Raw genomic sequence first — 16,476 nt, forward strand, 5'->3', positions numbered from 1 at the left:
TCCTTGTTTTCTTCCTCTCCTCAGGCCTCCTGAGCCGCGGGACGAAGGGCGCGGACTGCCTCATCATCCGCGAGCAGCCGTTGTCGACTTTGTGCTTGCATGGCAGCAACCCGCTCGCGGATCGAGGCGTCATGTAGGCCCAGGATCTTTGCTGCCAGAAGAGCTGCCCCCGCCGGATCCAGCACCACCGCTGGGGCGATGCCGCCGGGCATGCGCAACGAGGAGAAGATATCTGCCCCCCCAAAGGATTCAGAGATCGGCGGGCAGGCGATCACCGGCGCCAGCACCTGGCCATCCACCAGCCCGCTCAGGGCGTTCGAACGCCCAGCGATGGTGATGTAAACCTTAGGGCGGGGATCAGCCTCATACTGTCGAAGCATGCCCAGCAGATAATCCGGCACTTTGTGGGCGGAGGCAACACGAAGCTCCCAATCTATCCCCAACTCCTCCAGGGCGCGGATCACCGCCCGCGCGTGTTCCAGATCCGATCGCGACCCCATCAGGATGACCACCAGCGGCCTCGCCACGGCTGCCCCCGATCATCCAGAGATGTTCAGGAAAGCCCGAAGATTACGGCGGATCCGCTCAACAGCGGGTTGCTCCCCTGGGCGGAAGGGTTCCCCTGTCAGCCGCTCGTAAACGGCGATATAGCGAGCGGCCGCCTCGCGGATCAGATCCGCCGGCATCTGAGGAGGTTCGCCATCCCCGCGGTAGCCCCGGGCGGCGAACCAAGCCCGGACGAACTCCTTGTCCATGGGCTCTGGTTCCTGCCCAGGGCGGTAGCTCTCCGCCAGCCAGTAGCGACTGGAATCCGGCGTGTGCAGCTCATCAATGAGGACCAACTCCCCATCGATCAGACCGAACTCATACTTGGTGTCGACCAGGATCAAGCCTGCTTGCCGCGCGATCTCCTGGCCGCGCGCGAAAAGAGCCAGGGCGATGGCCTCGATCCGTTCCCATAGCTCCACCGACACCAGGCCCCGCTGCAGGATCTCATCCCGGCTCAGGACCTCATCGTGTGCTCCCGAAGGCGCTTTCGTGGTGGGCGTGAGGACAGGGTACGGCAGCGGATCATTCTTTCGCAGGCCCTCCGGCAGTGGGATCCCATAGGGACGCCGCTCCCCCTGTGCATACAGGGTCCAGAGAGAGGTGCGCGTCACCCCGGTGATATATCCCCGCACCACGACTTCGACAGGCAACGCCTGCGCCCGGCGGACCACCATCCCATTGGGATCGGGGACCGCCACAAGATGGTTGGGGATGAGATCGCGGGTCCGCTCGAACCACCAGGCGCTGAGCTGGTTCAGCACTTGGCCCTTGAAAGGAATCACCCCCAGGACCCGGTCGAAGGCCGAGATGCGGTCTGTGGCGATCAGGACCAGATGACCCCCAACCTCATAGATATCCCGCACTTTTCCAGCGCGCCGAGCTCCCAGCTCCGGGAGCTCCACGGCGGACACCGCATGCGCCATGGCCTCCTGCAACAGAGCCTCCGGTATGCTCATCTCAGCACCTCTGGATCGCGTTTTGGAACAGAATCCGACACAGCCCGCCTTGTTCCCCGCGATGCCAGCGGGGATGCTGCCAAGGGAAGATGTGATCTTCGGGATGGGGCATCAACCCCAAGACATTGCCGGCTGGGTTGCAGATCCCAGCGATGTTGCGCTGTGACCCGTTGGGATTGAAGGGATAGCCAGCCGGACAGCCAGAGGGATCCACATAAGTGAGGACAATCAACCTCCTGGCCTCCAGAGCCTGCAGTACGGACTCATCCCGCGCCATGAATCGCCCTTCCCCATGGGCAACGGGGCAATACAGAAGATCCTCAATCCCCTCGGTGAACAAACACGGGCTGCGTGGATCCACGCGCAGATACACCCAGCGGCACTCGAAACGCCCTGATGCATTGGGGGCTAGAGTGACCATCCGTCGGCCATCCGGCTCGAGGAACTCCGAACCGGGGAGCAAGCCGGCCCGAACCAGGGCTTGAAACCCGTTGCAGATCCCCAGCACGGGCCGCCCGCTTTCAATGAACCGCTCCAGCTTCTCCCTAAGGCCCTCCATCAATTCCAGCGCCCACAGTGTTCCTGCTCCCAGATCATCCCCATAGGAGAACCCCCCGGGCAGCACCAGCATGGCGTAATCCAGGAGATCGCGCTCCCCCCGCAGCAAAACGGACATGGGAACGATTTCCGGCTCTCCCCCAGCTTGCATACAGGCCCACGCTGCCTCCCGATCCCGATTGGTTCCAGGAGCTTGGAGGATCAGCACGCGGGGACGTCGGAGGCGGGGGGGCGAAAGCATCGGTCGGGGCGATGACCGAGGGGCACGATTCGTGATCGCAGGCGCCGGGGTTCCCCGCCAGGCCCGCTCCAGCTCTTCCACCGGCAGCCGGATTCTCTCCTGGCCGTCCCGGCCCACCACCCGGAGAAGGCCATCGGCGGTCACCTGACCGATGCGCGCGAAGGGATGGCCCTCCAGCATGGCCTCGAAAGCAGGCGCATCCTCCGGGCGCACCTCGACAAGGAACCGGCAAAGGGATTCCGAGAACAGCAGGACATCATCCTCGATATCCGTCTCTGGGCAGGGGACCTTGCGCAGGTCGACTTCCGCGCCCAGCCGGCCAGCAAGACACATCTCCGCGAGGGCAACTCCCAGACCTCCCTCCGAGAGATCGTGGCATGCCTGAACGCAACCAGAGGCGATGGCCCGGTGGAGGGCGCGCAGCCGGTCCAGCGCTCCAGGAACCGATTGGGGCACCCGCTCCGCGCCCGGCCGCGTTCCACGTAGGACTTGCTGATAATGGCTTCCTCCCAGCTCCGCCCGTGTCTCCCCGACCAGGTAGATCCAGGATCCCGGCGCCTTCAGATCCATGGTGACGGTACGAGAGATATCGGGCACGATCCCCAGGCCGGTGATCAGCAACGTGCCCGGGACGGAATGCCGCTTCCCTTCCGGGTCCACATAGAAATTGTTCAGGCTGTCCTTACCGGAGATAAACGGCGCGCGGTAGGCGAGGGCGGCATCCCGGCATCCTTGAGCGCAGCGCACCAGGGCCCCGAGCTGCTCCGGATCCGCGGGATCCCCCCAGCAGAAGTTATCCAGCAGGGCCACCCGATCCGGATCCACGCCGACCGCCACCAGATTCCGGAAGGCTTCATCCACTGCCGCCCACGCCATCCCGTAAGGATCCCGTTCGCCATACAGCGGGGCCAGCCCCACGCTCACGGCCACCCCGGGTCGGGGGGTAGCGCCCTCCCCACACACCAGAGGCGCCAGAACTGGTGCATCCCCCGGCCCATGGGAAGCAACGCCCACCAGGGGCTTGACCACCGTCGCGCCCTGCACCTCGTGATCATAGCGACGGAGGATCTCCTCCCGGCTTCGAATGTTCGGATGGCTGAGCAACGCGAGCAGGATCCTCCCTAAATCCTCGGGCGGGGATTTCGGAGAAGCACAGCCGGACGAGGCCACAGGAGCCCATCGGGCCTCCAAGATCCGTTGTGGACGTCCGTTGTGGAGAAAATCCAGGTCGAGGTCACCGATAATCCGGCCACGGTACCGCAGGCGCAGCTTCCCCGTGCTCTCGAAGACGCCGATGACCGCTGCCTCCACGCCATGTTGATCGCAAAGCTCTTCAAAGCGCGGCCAGCACGCCGGCGGGATGGCCAGCACCATGCGCTCCTGGGATTCGCTTAACCAGATCTCCCAGGGCTGCAGACGGACATCCCGCAGGGGCACACGGTCCAGGTCGACACAGGCGCCCAGGCCGTGCGCCATCTCCCCGACAGCAGAGGAAAGCCCGCCAGCTCCGCAATCCCACACCGCGTGATAGAGGCCCTCCTCGCGAGCCTGGAGGATGACCTCCAGGATCTGCTTTTCCAGAATCGGATGGGGGATCTGAACGGCCCCACGGGCGGAAGAGGGTGCCTCGGGCTCTAAGCCTGCGCTGGAGAAGGTGGCCCCTCCTAATCCATCGCGCCCTGTCCGGTTGCCGATCACCACAATGAGGTCCCCGGGCTGAGGCGCGGCGGCAACCGTTCGATGGGGAAGCAACCCAAGACAGCCGCAGAACACCAAGGGGTTGGCTGCATATCCAGGATGGTAGAACACGGCCCCAGACACAGTTGGGATTCCCATCTTGTTGCCATAATCTTCGATGCCATGAATAACCCCTTCGGCGATCCGCTGTGGGTGGAGAGTCCCACTTGGCAGCGCTGAAGAGGGCAGATCCGGCGGGCCGAAGCACAGGACATCCAGCAACGCGATAGGGCGCGCGCCCACCGCGAGGATGTCTCGGATCACCCCTCCCACTCCGGTGCTGGCCCCGCCGAAAGGCTCCACAGCGGAGGGATGATTATGGGTCTCCACTTTCAGGGCGAGATCCCAACGCTCATCCAGGGCGATGATCCCCGCGTGATCCACAAGGGCTGAGCGCAGCCATGGCCGACGAACCTGCGCGGTCACCGACCGAATGAAGGTGTCCAGCAGACCGTTGATCTCCACAGTCGCAGGAGGAGCGTCCGGGGGAGCATCAGGAGAGGGGCCGGTGTAGCGAATGCGCGCCTTAAAGGTCTTATGCGCACAGTGCTCGCTCCACGTCTGGGCAATGGTCTCCAACTCGACGTCAGTAGGATCTCGTCCTTGGGCGCGGAAGTGATCCTGGATCGCCCGCAGCTCCTCTACGCTCAAGGATAACCGACGGCGCGCGTTCAGAGTGCGAAGCACCTCCTCATCGGCCTCCCGAATCGGGATGACCTCCACCACGGCAGGTGCGAGAACATCGTTATCAAAGGGTGGGTCGATGCAACGATCGATCGCATAACGATGGATTAGGGGGTTCGCACAATGCTCCACCGCGAATCGCTGCAGATCGGGCTCCTCCAATTCCCCCCATAGATGAAAGACCCAACCCCAGGCAGCGCGCTCCAGGCCAGTGAAGCCGAGGCGATGAGCTGCGCGGATCAGATTCTCCACCGAGGGATCTCGCAGACCAGGGAGCAAGGTGACTTCGATGCGATGGGTGCTCCCTTCCTCACGGAGGAAATCAAAAGGCCCGAGCAGGTCTTCCACCGACAAAACCCGAAAAGTTTCCAGAATTGGATCCGTCAGGAGAAGGCGAGCGAGGCGTTCAACTTCGGCAGAGGAAAGGGTGCCCTGCAAGAAGCACACGCGGTCACGGCGGCAGGCCCGCAGGCGCTCAAGGCCCTGGGCGCGGGCCGCTTGCACCAGCCGGCTGCCCTCCGGGTCCTCCGGCGATCGACTCCGGATCTCTACCCGGAAGCATCTTCGGATTGGACCCGGGGGCAGCGGCGGAACTTCATCCGTGGGAGCTGCCTCCCGTTCCATCGAGGGAACCTCCCGAGCGGTCTGGGGCGTTCTTCGTCCAGGTTGGCCCTCACATCTGTTCACTGAGGGTTTGATCCAAAATTTTAATCCGCTCGATCCATGCGGTCAAGAAATCCACGAACTCGCGATCTGCCCCAGGACCGCCGAAGCTCCGGGTGGGGGTAGGAGATCACCTCCACCCCCACGCGCCCAATCCGGACACCCCCAAGTCAGGGCGGATGGGGAAGTCACCCACTCCTCCCAACCGTGAGTGCATCCCTCGGAAAGCTGACGTTCAATCGGAATGTTCGACAGTCCGCTCGGAGAGACCCTGAGACAAGCGAGAAGGCAAGCGCACGCCCGTGAGGGCCTCCACCAGGGCAGGGAGCTGGGCCATCGCCTGGGCAAGGTCTCCGGTGAAGCGGCTGACCCCTCCATGCCCATCCCCGATGAGAATGATCCGCTCCGCACGGGACAACGGCTCCGCCAGGGCCTTCGCCAGCGCGGGAAGGATATCCACCACCATCTGGGCCATCGCTGCCTCGTTATACTCCCGCCACGCCGCCGCCTTGGCCCGCATGGCCTCCGCCTCCGCGCGGCCGGTTGCCCGCAGGCCCTCCGCCCGGCCCGTCGCCTCCGCCTCCAGCCGGTAGCGCTCGGCGTCGGCCAGGGTCATGATGCGCCGCTTCTCCGCCTCCGCCGGCAGCTCGACCGTCGCCGCGAGCTCCCGCTGCCGGCGCTCGATCTCTTTCTCTTCAATCTCGATGGCCAACTCCTTCTCCACCCGGTGGACGATCATCTCCTCCCGCTTAACAGCCTGAGCCACTCGGTGCCGCTGGAGCTCATACGCCATATCCGCCTCGGCCCGCCGGGCCTCCAGCTCCCGGCGGGCTTCCTCCACCGCCCGATCGGCCTCCAGGCGGGCAATGCGAGCGACTCGGTCGGCCTCGGCCTCAGCGACAGCCGCCTGCTGACGTACCTGGGCAATCCGCGGCCGCCCGATGGCCTCCAGATAACCCTGCTCGTCGGCGATGTGCCGCACGGTAAGGGAGAGGATATCCAGACCCATCCGTTCCAGGTCCTGCCGGGCGGCCTCGCGCACTTGCCGGGCGAACTCCGCCCGCCGCAGGTAAAGGTCCTCCACGCTCATCGTCCCCAGCACCGCCCGCAGATGCCCCTCGATCACCTGCAGGGCCACCCGCCGGATGTCGTCCTTGGACTTGGAGAGAAACTGCTCCGCGGCCAGGGCGATGGAGGCCTCGTCGCCTTTCACCTTCACCTGGGCGACAGCATCCACCACCATGCGCACACCCTGAGCGGTGTAAGCATCCGCGGTCTGGATCTCGATGGTGAGCAGCTCCAGGGAGAGCCGTTGCACTCGCTCCAGGATCGGCCAGACGAAGGCACCTCCCCGCACCAACCGGTAGCCCACCACCCGCTTTCGCCCATCAGGGTCGACCACCCTGCGCTTACGGCCGGAGATGATCAACACCTCGTTTGGGCCGGCCTTGGTGTAACGCCACGCCCACAGGGCGATAAGCCCGCCCGCTGCGAGCATAGCCCATATGCCGATGGCTATCACCATTGCTCACCTCCCGGAATCCAGAAATGCATGCTCGACTCCAGAGGGTCGCTCCATTCCACGGATCTCCATGCGCAGCGCCTGCGGATCCGTCAGACAGCCGGCCGCGTGGAGTGCTTCCCCGACCCGTTGTCGCAGATCGCTCAGGTCACAGCCGGTGAACACGGTCTGCCGGCCCGACGCGGCATAAACAGCGAACCACCTTCCCTCGTGCCGGAAGGCCGGAAGAAGGGCGACGCGAAGCCGCGGCCCCGTTTCATAGAACCGAAGCCAAGCGACGGCCTCCGGCATGGCGCTCCGTATGGCCTCCCAAGCGGCTTCCGACCACACCTCCAGCGTCAAGCCCTCGGGAGTGCGAAGCCATCCCTGACGCGCGCCCCACTCAGCCACTGCCTTCCACAACGACCAGATCCCGGCTCCGCTCCCAGGAGCGGAAAGGAGCGTCCCCATGAGATGGAGGCGCCAGCCGGATTCGCTCCAGGCCACCGGCAGCCATGGTGTTGATCCGATTGCGGGCCGGAAGACAGCAGCTGGCGGGACCCAGGCGAGGCGCTCCGACAGCACCCGCACCTGGATGGCCTCCACCGGCAGGCCGTGGGCATCCGCCACGCGCTGGCGCAAAATCCCCAGATCCATCGCCTCTAGGATTGGACCATCCGGCGCATGAACGCGCCATCCCTCCCCCCAGGGATAGACTGGAAGCGCCACTCCAGCCGATGGGATCTCCATTGCGTAACACGGGAATCGGCCTCCATAAGCGAGAGCATGCAAAAGCTGGCGCGCCGCATGCGTTAGATCCGCTAGCCGGCCCTCCGTGATCGTAAGGCCCATGGCCTCGAACGCATACCCCCCTGCCGATGTCTTTCCGGGATCGGCCATCGAATAAACCGGGATAGCGATCCGTTGCCCTCCTACCCAGCCCTCCAGCACATATTCAGCTGCTCCGAACTGGCGGCGTTCACCGGCAGAAAGCGGCCGCAGATGTAAGTGGAAATCATGATCGACAACCATCCGCTCATTCCCCCTAGACGAGTCGAGTTTTTCATGTCAGCCGGCGCTGTGGCTAAAAGAAACCCAGCCATGCTTTGACCAGGAGTCCCATTTGAGCCAGCCCCAGGGCGATCAGGGTGGGTCGGGTAGCCAGCTGCATCCAGCGTCTCCATCCCACCCGCACGCCGTGGCCCTCCAGCGCCGCACAGGCGACCACATTGGCCGAGGCCCCGATGGGCGTGAAATTTCCCCCCAGATCCGTCCCCAGGGAGACTGCCCAGGTCAGCAGGGAAAGCGCTGGCGCTTGTGGGGAATTCGCGAAATGTCGAAGGGCATAGGCCATACTGAGGGCAAAGGGCACGTTATCTATAACAGCCGAGCAGAGGGCAGAGAACCATAACAACGCTGAAGCCAGGCCCAGCGGATGCCCGCCCAACCACGAAGAAACCGCCCCGGTCAACATCTCGATGGCCTGGGTCTTCTCCAACGCTCCCACAATGGCAAACAGACCGATCAGGAAAAGCAGCACTTCATAGTCGATCCGACGCAGGATCCCTTCCACCCGCGGGCCTCCCAAGAGCAGGAGAAGGATCGCAGGGATTAATGTGGCCAGCGGGGTCGTCAGGGGGATAGCCAGCCGTTGCTCGATCCATCGATGTGTGCTTAAGAGAACCACGGCGAGGGCGAGAGCCAACAACCCAAGTCGAAGCAGCGTGGGATCCCGAACCATCTCCGCAGACCGAGGCAACTCCAGCCGCCCCAGAGGAGGACCCTTCCGCAAATCTCGCGCGGCTTGTCGGTAAACCATCGCCACGGCGCCAAGCAATCCGAACACAACGATCGGCCCGTTGTGCGTGATGAAATCGTTCAATCCAAAGCCCAAGGTGAGCCCGAGGATCACATTGGGCGGGTCTCCCATCAGGGTGGCTGCGCCGCCGATGTTGGCGGCCACCACCTCCGCCACCACTACCGGAACGGGGTCGAAGCGCAACAGCCGGCTCAGCTCAACCGTCAGGGTGGAGAAAAAGAGCATCACCGTGATCGAATCCATGAAGGCGGCCAGGAAGCCCGTGAGCAGGGGGAACACCACCAGCAAACGCCGGGGCTCACCGTTCACTCGATGGGCCGTCTCGATGGCCAGAGCGCTGAAGAAACCCGCCTCCGAGAGCACCGCGATCAGGACGAACATCCCGAAGAGCAACCCGAGGGTCTCCCAGTGCACATAAGCCACCGCCTCCTCCACGGTGAGCACTTTAAACAACAGGAGGAGGATCACCCCGATCCCAGCCGCCAGAACCCGCGGGATGCGTTCCAGCCCCAGGGCGATATAAGTGGTGAGGAAAACCGAAACCGCGATCCAGGTTGGTGAGAGAATCCCGGTCATGGGGAAGCCTCCTTTCCACAGGTCAACCGGCTGTGGCTTCCGTGGGAGCCGGCGGGATGACCGGCAAGCGTGCCGCGCCCGGGATCGGCACCAGGCGTCCGTCGGGATAGGCGAACACGCCCAACTCGGGGAAATCCAGCCCCTGCAGCTCGACCTCAGGGGAGACCCGGAGGCCCACCAGGGCATCGAGGATCTTGAAGAAGACCCAGGAGATCCCGAAGGCCCACAGGAAGGCCACGACCACTCCAATGCCTTGAGCGGCTAGCTGTCCCGCATCCCCGTAGAACAGGCCCCGCACCGTGAGGCCGCCGTAATTCGCTGTGCCATCGGCGAACAGGCCCACCGCCAGCTGTCCGAAGGCCCCGCACGTGCCATGCACAGAGATCGCTCCCACCGGATCGTCCACCCTGACCACTCGTTCGAAGAAAGCCACGCTGAGACATACCAGCACTCCGGCGATCGCTCCGATCAGGAAGGCATTCATCGGGCTGACATAACCGCTGGGCGCGGTGATCGCCACCAGACCGGCCAGCATGCCGTTTGCCGCCATCGCTGGGTCCGGCTTGCCTGTCATAGCCCAGGTGTAGAGCATGGCGGATAGGGCGCCAGAGGCGGAGGCTAACATGGTGGCCACAGCTACCAGGCTGATGCGCAGGTTTCCATTGCCGGAAGCCCCCAGGGTGCTGCCTGGGTTGAAACCGAACCAGCCGAAGGCCAGGATGAAAACCCCCAGCAAGGCCATAACGAGGTTGTGGCCCGGGATCGGGTTCGGCGTTCCATCCCGGTTGTATTTGCCCAGGCGAGGACCCAGAACCATCGCCCCTGCCAGAGCGGTCCATCCACCGATCGCATGGACCACTCCGCTGCCCGCGAAGTCGATGTAACCAGCTCCCAGGCCCAGACGGCTCAGCTGCGAGAGCCAGCCTCCGCCCCAGGCCCAGTTGCCGTAGATCGGATAGAGGAAAGCCCCCATGAAGAGACCATAGAGACAGAAGGCCGTCCACTTGAACCGCTCCGCCATTGCCCCCGTCGGGATCGTGGCGGCGGTGTCCATGAACACCATCTGGAACAGGAACATGACCGCCACGGCCACATCATACGTATCCCGCATGAAGAAACCTTTGGTTCCGAAAAGACCCCAATCCAGCCCCCCTATGCGCACCGTGAACTCGCCATCCAGAACCTTCAGCCCACCCAGGTTCGGGATTCCAACCAAACCAATGCCTCCAAACTGAAGGGCAAATCCGGTGGCGAAGTAGCCCGCCATCCCCAGCACATAAATGATGAAGTTCATCGCCATGGTGTGGGCGGCGTTCTTCGCCCGGGTGAACCCCGTCTCCACCAGGGCGAATCCCGCCTGCATGAACATCACCAGATATCCCGTGATCAGAGTCCAGATGAAGTTGATGGCCAGGCGATTCTGGTTGACCAGATCCGCGAGCTGCACAGCGAACGGCTCATGGGCCTTCGCCCGCTCGAAGTCCTCCGTGCGGATCGTGCCGGGGACAACCCCGACCAGATCCTGACCGGACCCTGTGGCCGTCCCGGCGGGGTCCGGTGTCGGAGCGGGCGGCGCCTGGTCGGCGTAGCTCGGGCGGACGGCCAGAAGCAGTCCAAGCATCCCCAGGAGCAGGACGGTCACCCTCCCCATGCGCTTGCGGATCATTGGGCCTCCTTTCACGAAGCAGATGGGGTACTGCGAAGGGTATGCCGCAGCCGGGCGCCTACCAGCGCTCGGACCCGATCGCGGGCCTCCGGGGGCAGATAGAGAGAGAGCATGGGTCCGTTGCCTTCTAGCCGGATCCCCCACGGCTCTGCCCGATAAGCCCGGAACTCCTCCCACTGCCGGAAGAACACGTTGTTGAGGGCCACCCCTTCCTCCGTGAAGCGATAACGCAGCGGCAAGAGAAGAACGAGAAGGGCAAAGCCTGCGATCATCCCCTGCCCCAAAAGCGGCAGCCATCCTCCAAGGGACCCCAAAAGGATCAGGATGGCGAGTGCATATAGATTCTTTCGGTGCCATCGCCAGCGCTCTCGCCATCCCAGGGGCACCTCCAGGAGCAAACGGCCCGGAGCCGTCACCCCAATGGGCAGCCAGGCCCGCCACAAGGTCCACATCATGGCCATGCTCACGAGGACGAGGATGAGCATGCCGATTTCCCTCCCTGGCTCCCTCGAAGAGACCGCAGCCAGCGCCTCAGATCCGGCAGGACGGCGCGCCGAACGAAGGACCCTTTTCCCTGCTCCCATGCCCGTTGCAGGAGCCGATAGATGTGTTCTCGGGCCACCCCCTCTGGAGCACTTCGTAGGGCGGCCTCCAGCTCCACCATCGCCTCAGGATAGAACCCCAACCGCAGGAAGAAGGCTCCTCGTTCCAGCCGAACCACGAAGTGATCCGAGGCCTGATGCAGCGCTCGCTCCAGGGCCTCCCGTGCTCCCTCCACGTCGAACCGCAGCATGCGCAGGCGACCCAGATACGCCCAGGCCAGCCCGCCCACCACCCCTGACTCTGCACAGGCGATCTGTTGAAACATCGCCTCCGCTTCTGCTGCCCGACCCTCCGCCAGGGCATGTAACGCCTGCTCCAGCTCCACCGAGGTCATCCGGCTATCCTCCCCAACCCTCACCGCGTCTTCGGAAAAATCTCCACCACCGATGAAGGAGATCCGCTACGGTTTGGCCAGTATTGTAGAAACCTATAGAAGGCGCGGCTACAGGTGGAGCGAACGAAAAGTGGATATGGGAGGTTAGGCATGATGCACAAATCGGGTCCGGAACAGGGGATGGGGAGGATAGCTCGTTCCCTCCCCAACTCGCGCGGGTCGACCGGATGAAGCGCGCTGGGGAAATCCGGAGGATCCAGGCATCGTTGCAGAACGAGATGCCGTGAAATAAAGGCTCCTAATCCTTCGGGGATAGAAACTGTTCGGCCTTCGCTTAATACAGATGGAAATAGCGATCGATCTCCCAGGCGCTGACATGGCGGCAATAGGCATCCCACTCCAGCCGCTTGGCCTCAAGGAAGCGCTCGGCCGCCAACGGGCCCAGGGCTTCCTGGATCACCTCGTCGGCTTCCAGGGCTTCCAGGGCTTCTCCCAGGGTGGCGGGCAGGCGCTGGATCCCCCGCGCCTCCAGCTCCGCGCTCTCCATGGGGAACAGCTCCTCCTCTACCGGAGGGGGAAGCGGCAGTCGCCGCTCAATCCCATCCAAGCCGGCCGCTAGCATCGCCGCAAAGGCGAGATAGGGGTTGCACGCCGGATCGAGGCTACGCAGCTCGAGGCGGGTGGATTGATAACGCCCGGGCTTGATGGCCGGGATCCGGATCAGGGCGGACCGATTGATCCGGGCCCAGCTGACATAAAGAGGCGCCTCGAAACCGCCCAGCAACCGCTTGTAAGAGTTCACCAGCGGGCAGAGCACCGCACACATCCCTCGGGCGTGGGCGATCTGCCCCGCAAGGAAGGACTTCGCCAGCGCGGACAGGCCGTAATCATCCTCGGGATCCGCGAAGGCATTCCCTCCACCCTCCAGGCGGAGCAAACTCTGGTGGGTATGCATGCCGGATCCCGCCCGCCCTTCCAGGGGCTTGGGCATGAAAGTGGCATGGAGTCCATGGGCCTGGGCGATGTGCTTGATGACCAGCCGGGCGGTGACGATGTAATCGGCCATGCGCAGGGCATCGGCCGGCTGAAAGTCGATCTCATGCTGGCCGGGGGAGATCTCGTGATGACTCGGCCCGGCCGGGATCCCCAGGGCCCGCAGGGTCTCCACCATCTCGCAACGGACCTGATAGGCCAGATCCGTTGCCAAATCGAAGTAACCGATCTCATCGTGGGGAGCCGGAGCGAACCGCTCCCCTTCGGCCCGGAAGAGATAGAACTCCAGCTCGGGGCTCACCACATAGGCGTAGCCCATACGGGCCGCCCGCTCCATCACCCGAGCCAGCACCGCCCGAGGATCTCCGGCGAAGCGCTCCCCCCGCCGGTTCACCACCCAGCAGATTACATGTGCGGTCGTCCCCTCTCCCCGCGTCCAGGGCAGAACCGTGAACGTGCTGAGATCCGGCTTCAGATACAAATCCGACTCGGCCACTCGGGCAAATCCCTCGATGGCTGATCCATCAAACCATTTCCCGGTCTCGATGGCCTCAGGAAGATCTTCCAGGGGGATCGTCACCCCCTTCGGCGCCCCGAGGATATCGGTGAAACGCAGAATGACAAACCGGACGCCCGCCTGGCGGGCTTCCTCAAGCACGCGGTTCGGATCCACTGCCGGGCTGTGCATGGGACCTCCTCAGGATCGGTCGGATTTTCAGGGCCAGCTGCAGTCGGAAGCAATCCTCCCAGCGCCTCAGATCCACCCCAGTGATCTCCTGAATCCGCCGGAGACGATAGGCCAGGGAGTTGCGATGTAGGAACAGACGCTGGGCTGTGCGCTGCAGATTTCCATCACAAGCGAAGAAGGCCTCCAGAGTGGGGATCAGCTCAGCGTGATGTTCCTGATCATACCGCTCCAGGGGCCCGAGGGTCTGCTCGTAGAATTCCTCCAGGACCTCACTCTCCCGCAGGGGATAAAGGACACGATAGATATCCAGCCGTGAATAGGCCAGGGTGCGGTCTCCCCCTAGCAAGGCCTCCACCATCTGCAGGGACTGGACCGCCTCCCGGAAGGAGCGAGCCAGGCCGGCAGGCCCGGCGTAGACTCCTCCCACCCCGGCCGCCAAGCGGGGCAGGCCCAGGGCCCGCACCAGCTCGGCCCGCAGGCCCTCCACCACGGCCTCCGGATCTGTCCCCCCTCCCGGAGGCGGGAACACGAAGGCAATCCCTTCCGCCATCAGCTGGACGCGACAGCGGGGGAAGCGGGCGGTGAGGCGACGAATGGCCTCGATGAGGCGCTCTGGGCTCTCCTCCGCGTCCGGCGCTCGGAATACCGCTACGGCCATGGGCTCCTCGATGGGCTCGTTCAGGATCCGGGCCCGACGGCGCGCCTCTGCCTCGGGCAGCTCCCCGCGCAGCACCTGCGCGAGGAACTCCCCACGCACCCGGGCCTCTGCCGTCCACAATGACCGCTCCCGGAGCAACACCAGCACGCATGCCGCCGCTGCCTGGGCCACCGCCAGGCGATCCCGCTCTGGGATCTCACCGGAAGGGTTCAGGAGGCAAACCACTCCGATCGGACGCCGCTCCAGGAGCATTGCCCCGGCCAGACACATCCGCCCCGCCGCATCGGGTCCGAAAAGGGCCACCGGAGACTCTCCCCCTTCCTCGCGCAGCGGCAGGCGTCGCAGCCAAGCGCGACGTTCCGCCAGGCCCGGTGGAGGCTCCGGAGGACCGGGGAGATCCGGCCAGGGGCTTCCCTGAGCGTCCTCCAGCCATGCCCGTTTCCCCGTGACCTCCTCCAGCACGCGCAGGATGGCCGGGAGACCCTCCCCGGCCAGCGCCGCCTGCTGGAACCGGCGCTGGAGCTCCCGCTCGATCTCATACCAGGCCTCCCGACGGGCGACGATGAACCGGGCGATCTGATTGGCCAGGTCGGCCAGGCCTGTCCCTTCCGGCAGCGCGAGCAGCGGGAGGCCGGCTTCATCCGCCAGCAAGCCCCAATCCTCGGGCACCGGACCGATCACCGCCAATCCCGCTGCCTCCCGTTCCAGGGCGAGCTCAAGGAGGGCAGGAAAGACAAGAGGGGGTTCCCGCATAGAGAGCAGATCAACGGAGAACAGCAAAAGGTCCCCGCGCTGGATCGCGGTCCGCGCAGGGATGGTTCGAAGAAGGGTGGCCCACGTCACCTCGTGATCCAGCCCGCCCCGGCCGCCGATCACCTGCGTCCCCGGCGGCAACAGATTCTCCAGCAATTCCCTTAATGGCACCCCGCGCATACGCCTTCTAGAACCCTCGCCAGCATCCCCCGCGGCCAACCCCAGTCCGAAGAACCACGCGATTGATCCCCCGGTGGCTTTGGGAGGCACGGGCGCCCTTGGCGCCCCGCACCGTCTCCCCAATGTATACGATCCGAGAAAGATCCCCATCTCTATTTTATGGAGAGCGAAAGAGGACCTGTTCCATTTGATCCCATGCCGCTTCCAGCGCCTCTATCGATGCCGATTCTCCCGTTAGGCGTCGGCGGGCCGCCTCGTGTTCCAGAGGGATTAGCTTCTCCCGCGCTTCCCGGAGCATCTCCGACAACAGCCCCCGGACCTGCGCTGGATCCCCCTGGAGGAAACGCTCCGAACGGGCGAAGGCATCCGCGTAATCGAAAGCTCCCCGGAAAAACTCCTCCAGCCGGGCATCCAGGGCAGGCAGATGATCCGGCGATCGAATCCGCGAGATGAAGGGGCAGAGATTGTCCTCGGAGGCCAGATGGGCACACCCGATCTCCTCCTCCGCGGGCGGTCGCCATGCGGCCACCGCCGCCCGCAGCAGGGCCCATTCCTGGGAGAGATAATACCGGGCCCAGCGCCGTGCATCCGCCCCCGCCTCCGGATGGGGAAGCGGGAACACGACGCTGCGAAATGGAAAGGAAAAGCGCTCAAACCGCTGGGGGATCGCTTCGAAGGCTGTCTGCAAACGCGCCCGGCGGTCCTCCCCGGTCGATTCCGACATCGCGAGGACGATCAGGAAGGCCGCCTGCTCCGGCCGCTGGGCATAGCCGCCCAAAATGCTGGCCACATAAGGGGCATCGATCCCCAGCGCTTCCTTCCGATGGGCCGCTTCCTCCAGCACCCGCTCCGTCAGGGTGGGATGGATATCCTGCAAACACCTCCGCGCATCGGGGCCGGCCCGGGCACACCGAAGGGCCTGGGGCGCCCAGCTAGACCACGCGACGGAGAAGGATTCGCTCCACATCTGCTGGAGCGGAAGGTTCGCAAACGGGAAGGCCGGAGCGGATGGCCCTGGGGAGAGACGACATCCGGCGATCACGAGCAAAGCGATCCAGACAGCGATCGAAAGCTTCCTACCGCCCCAGCGAATGCCATACCTCATGGACAGGGCCTCCGGCTTGATTTTTCCCATAATATCCGACAATATTCTTAGCGCAACTCCCATCGCCTTTCGAGGGTTTGCTTCTCTTCTCCATCCTCCACCCTGCAAAAAGAGACGATGGGTCGGATGGCAAAGCAGACCGAGCCACCCTCTGGAATGATCGATTGCGAGCGCTGGGCTTGGTGTGAGAAGTCCGGTCCTTTCCCGCTCCC

12 protein-coding genes are annotated in these 16,476 nt (G+C 64.3%); all 12 read right to left on the reverse strand.

Going from position 1 to position 16,476, the window contains the following annotated elements:
* Nucleotides 1-20: 20 nt before the first annotated feature.
* Nucleotides 21-527, reverse strand: a complete 507-nt coding sequence (locus ACFMO3_RS01315; RefSeq protein WP_376788625.1) for an AIR carboxylase family protein — start codon at nt 525-527, stop codon at nt 21-23.
* A gap of 12 nt (nt 528-539) precedes the next feature.
* A complete protein-coding gene (locus ACFMO3_RS01320; protein ID WP_376788626.1) occupies nt 540-1,505 on the reverse strand; it encodes a phosphoribosylaminoimidazolesuccinocarboxamide synthase in 966 nt (321 codons plus the stop codon).
* Nucleotide 1,506: 1 nt separating this feature from the next.
* A complete protein-coding gene (gene purL / locus ACFMO3_RS01325; protein WP_376788627.1) occupies nt 1,507-5,349 on the reverse strand; it encodes a phosphoribosylformylglycinamidine synthase subunit PurL in 3,843 nt (1,280 codons plus the stop codon).
* 274 nt (nt 5,350-5,623) lie between these two features.
* Nucleotides 5,624-6,913, reverse strand: a complete 1,290-nt coding sequence (locus tag ACFMO3_RS01330; protein ID WP_376788628.1) for a flotillin family protein — start codon at nt 6,911-6,913, stop codon at nt 5,624-5,626.
* 3 nt (nt 6,914-6,916) lie between these two features.
* Complete coding sequence (locus tag ACFMO3_RS01335; protein WP_376788629.1) at nt 6,917-7,921, reverse strand: hypothetical protein; 1,005 nt, start codon at nt 7,919-7,921, stop codon at nt 6,917-6,919.
* Nucleotides 7,922-7,973: 52 nt separating this feature from the next.
* The gene (locus ACFMO3_RS01340) at nt 7,974-9,284 is read right to left on the reverse strand and encodes an SLC13 family permease (RefSeq protein WP_376788630.1); all 1,311 of its coding nucleotides are present in this window, start codon (nt 9,282-9,284) and stop codon (nt 7,974-7,976) included.
* A 22-nt stretch (nt 9,285-9,306) separates the two neighbouring features.
* A complete protein-coding gene (locus ACFMO3_RS01345) occupies nt 9,307-10,950 on the reverse strand; it encodes an ammonium transporter (protein WP_376788631.1) in 1,644 nt (547 codons plus the stop codon).
* 11 nt (nt 10,951-10,961) lie between these two features.
* Nucleotides 10,962-11,435: a hypothetical protein gene (locus tag ACFMO3_RS01350; RefSeq protein ID WP_376788632.1), complete on the reverse strand. Its 474-nt coding sequence runs from the start codon at nt 11,433-11,435 to the stop codon at nt 10,962-10,964.
* The gene (locus ACFMO3_RS01355; RefSeq protein ID WP_376788633.1) at nt 11,414-11,887 is read right to left on the reverse strand and encodes a tetratricopeptide repeat protein; all 474 of its coding nucleotides are present in this window, start codon (nt 11,885-11,887) and stop codon (nt 11,414-11,416) included. The genes ACFMO3_RS01350 and ACFMO3_RS01355 overlap by 22 nt, the downstream gene beginning before the upstream one ends.
* 334 nt (nt 11,888-12,221) lie before the next feature.
* The gene (locus ACFMO3_RS01360) at nt 12,222-13,568 is read right to left on the reverse strand and encodes a glutamine synthetase family protein (RefSeq protein ID WP_376788634.1); all 1,347 of its coding nucleotides are present in this window, start codon (nt 13,566-13,568) and stop codon (nt 12,222-12,224) included.
* Complete coding sequence (locus tag ACFMO3_RS01365; RefSeq protein ID WP_376788635.1) at nt 13,531-15,159, reverse strand: helix-turn-helix domain-containing protein; 1,629 nt, start codon at nt 15,157-15,159, stop codon at nt 13,531-13,533. Before ACFMO3_RS01365 ends, ACFMO3_RS01360 begins: the two co-directional genes overlap by 38 nt.
* A gap of 157 nt (nt 15,160-15,316) precedes the next feature.
* The gene (locus ACFMO3_RS01370) at nt 15,317-16,264 is read right to left on the reverse strand and encodes a hypothetical protein (protein ID WP_376788636.1); all 948 of its coding nucleotides are present in this window, start codon (nt 16,262-16,264) and stop codon (nt 15,317-15,319) included.
* Nucleotides 16,265-16,476 lie beyond the last annotated feature (212 nt).

It is taken from the genome of Thermoflexus sp. (assembly GCF_042408815.1).
Taxonomy (GTDB): domain Bacteria; phylum Chloroflexota; class Anaerolineae; order Thermoflexales; family Thermoflexaceae; genus Thermoflexus.

Excerpts from the sequence above, each read along its gene's own strand:
- ACFMO3_RS01320 (WP_376788626.1), bottom strand. The coding sequence starts at position 1,505 with ATGAGCATACCGGAGGCTCTGTTGCAGGAGGCCATGGCGCATGCGGTG.
- purL (WP_376788627.1), bottom strand. The coding sequence starts at position 5,349 with ATGGAACGGGAGGCAGCTCCCACGGATGAAGTTCCGCCGCTGCCCCCG.
- ACFMO3_RS01330 (WP_376788628.1), bottom strand. The coding sequence starts at position 6,913 with ATGGTGATAGCCATCGGCATATGGGCTATGCTCGCAGCGGGCGGGCTT.
- ACFMO3_RS01335 (WP_376788629.1), bottom strand. The coding sequence starts at position 7,921 with ATGGTTGTCGATCATGATTTCCACTTACATCTGCGGCCGCTTTCTGCC.
- ACFMO3_RS01340 (WP_376788630.1), bottom strand. The coding sequence starts at position 9,284 with ATGACCGGGATTCTCTCACCAACCTGGATCGCGGTTTCGGTTTTCCTC.
- ACFMO3_RS01345 (WP_376788631.1), bottom strand. The coding sequence starts at position 10,950 with ATGATCCGCAAGCGCATGGGGAGGGTGACCGTCCTGCTCCTGGGGATG.
- ACFMO3_RS01350 (WP_376788632.1), bottom strand. The coding sequence starts at position 11,435 with ATGCTCATCCTCGTCCTCGTGAGCATGGCCATGATGTGGACCTTGTGG.
- ACFMO3_RS01355 (WP_376788633.1), bottom strand. The coding sequence starts at position 11,887 with ATGACCTCGGTGGAGCTGGAGCAGGCGTTACATGCCCTGGCGGAGGGT.
- ACFMO3_RS01360 (WP_376788634.1), bottom strand. The coding sequence starts at position 13,568 with ATGCACAGCCCGGCAGTGGATCCGAACCGCGTGCTTGAGGAAGCCCGC.
- ACFMO3_RS01365 (WP_376788635.1), bottom strand. The coding sequence starts at position 15,159 with ATGCGCGGGGTGCCATTAAGGGAATTGCTGGAGAATCTGTTGCCGCCG.
- ACFMO3_RS01370 (WP_376788636.1), bottom strand. The coding sequence starts at position 16,264 with ATGAGGTATGGCATTCGCTGGGGCGGTAGGAAGCTTTCGATCGCTGTC.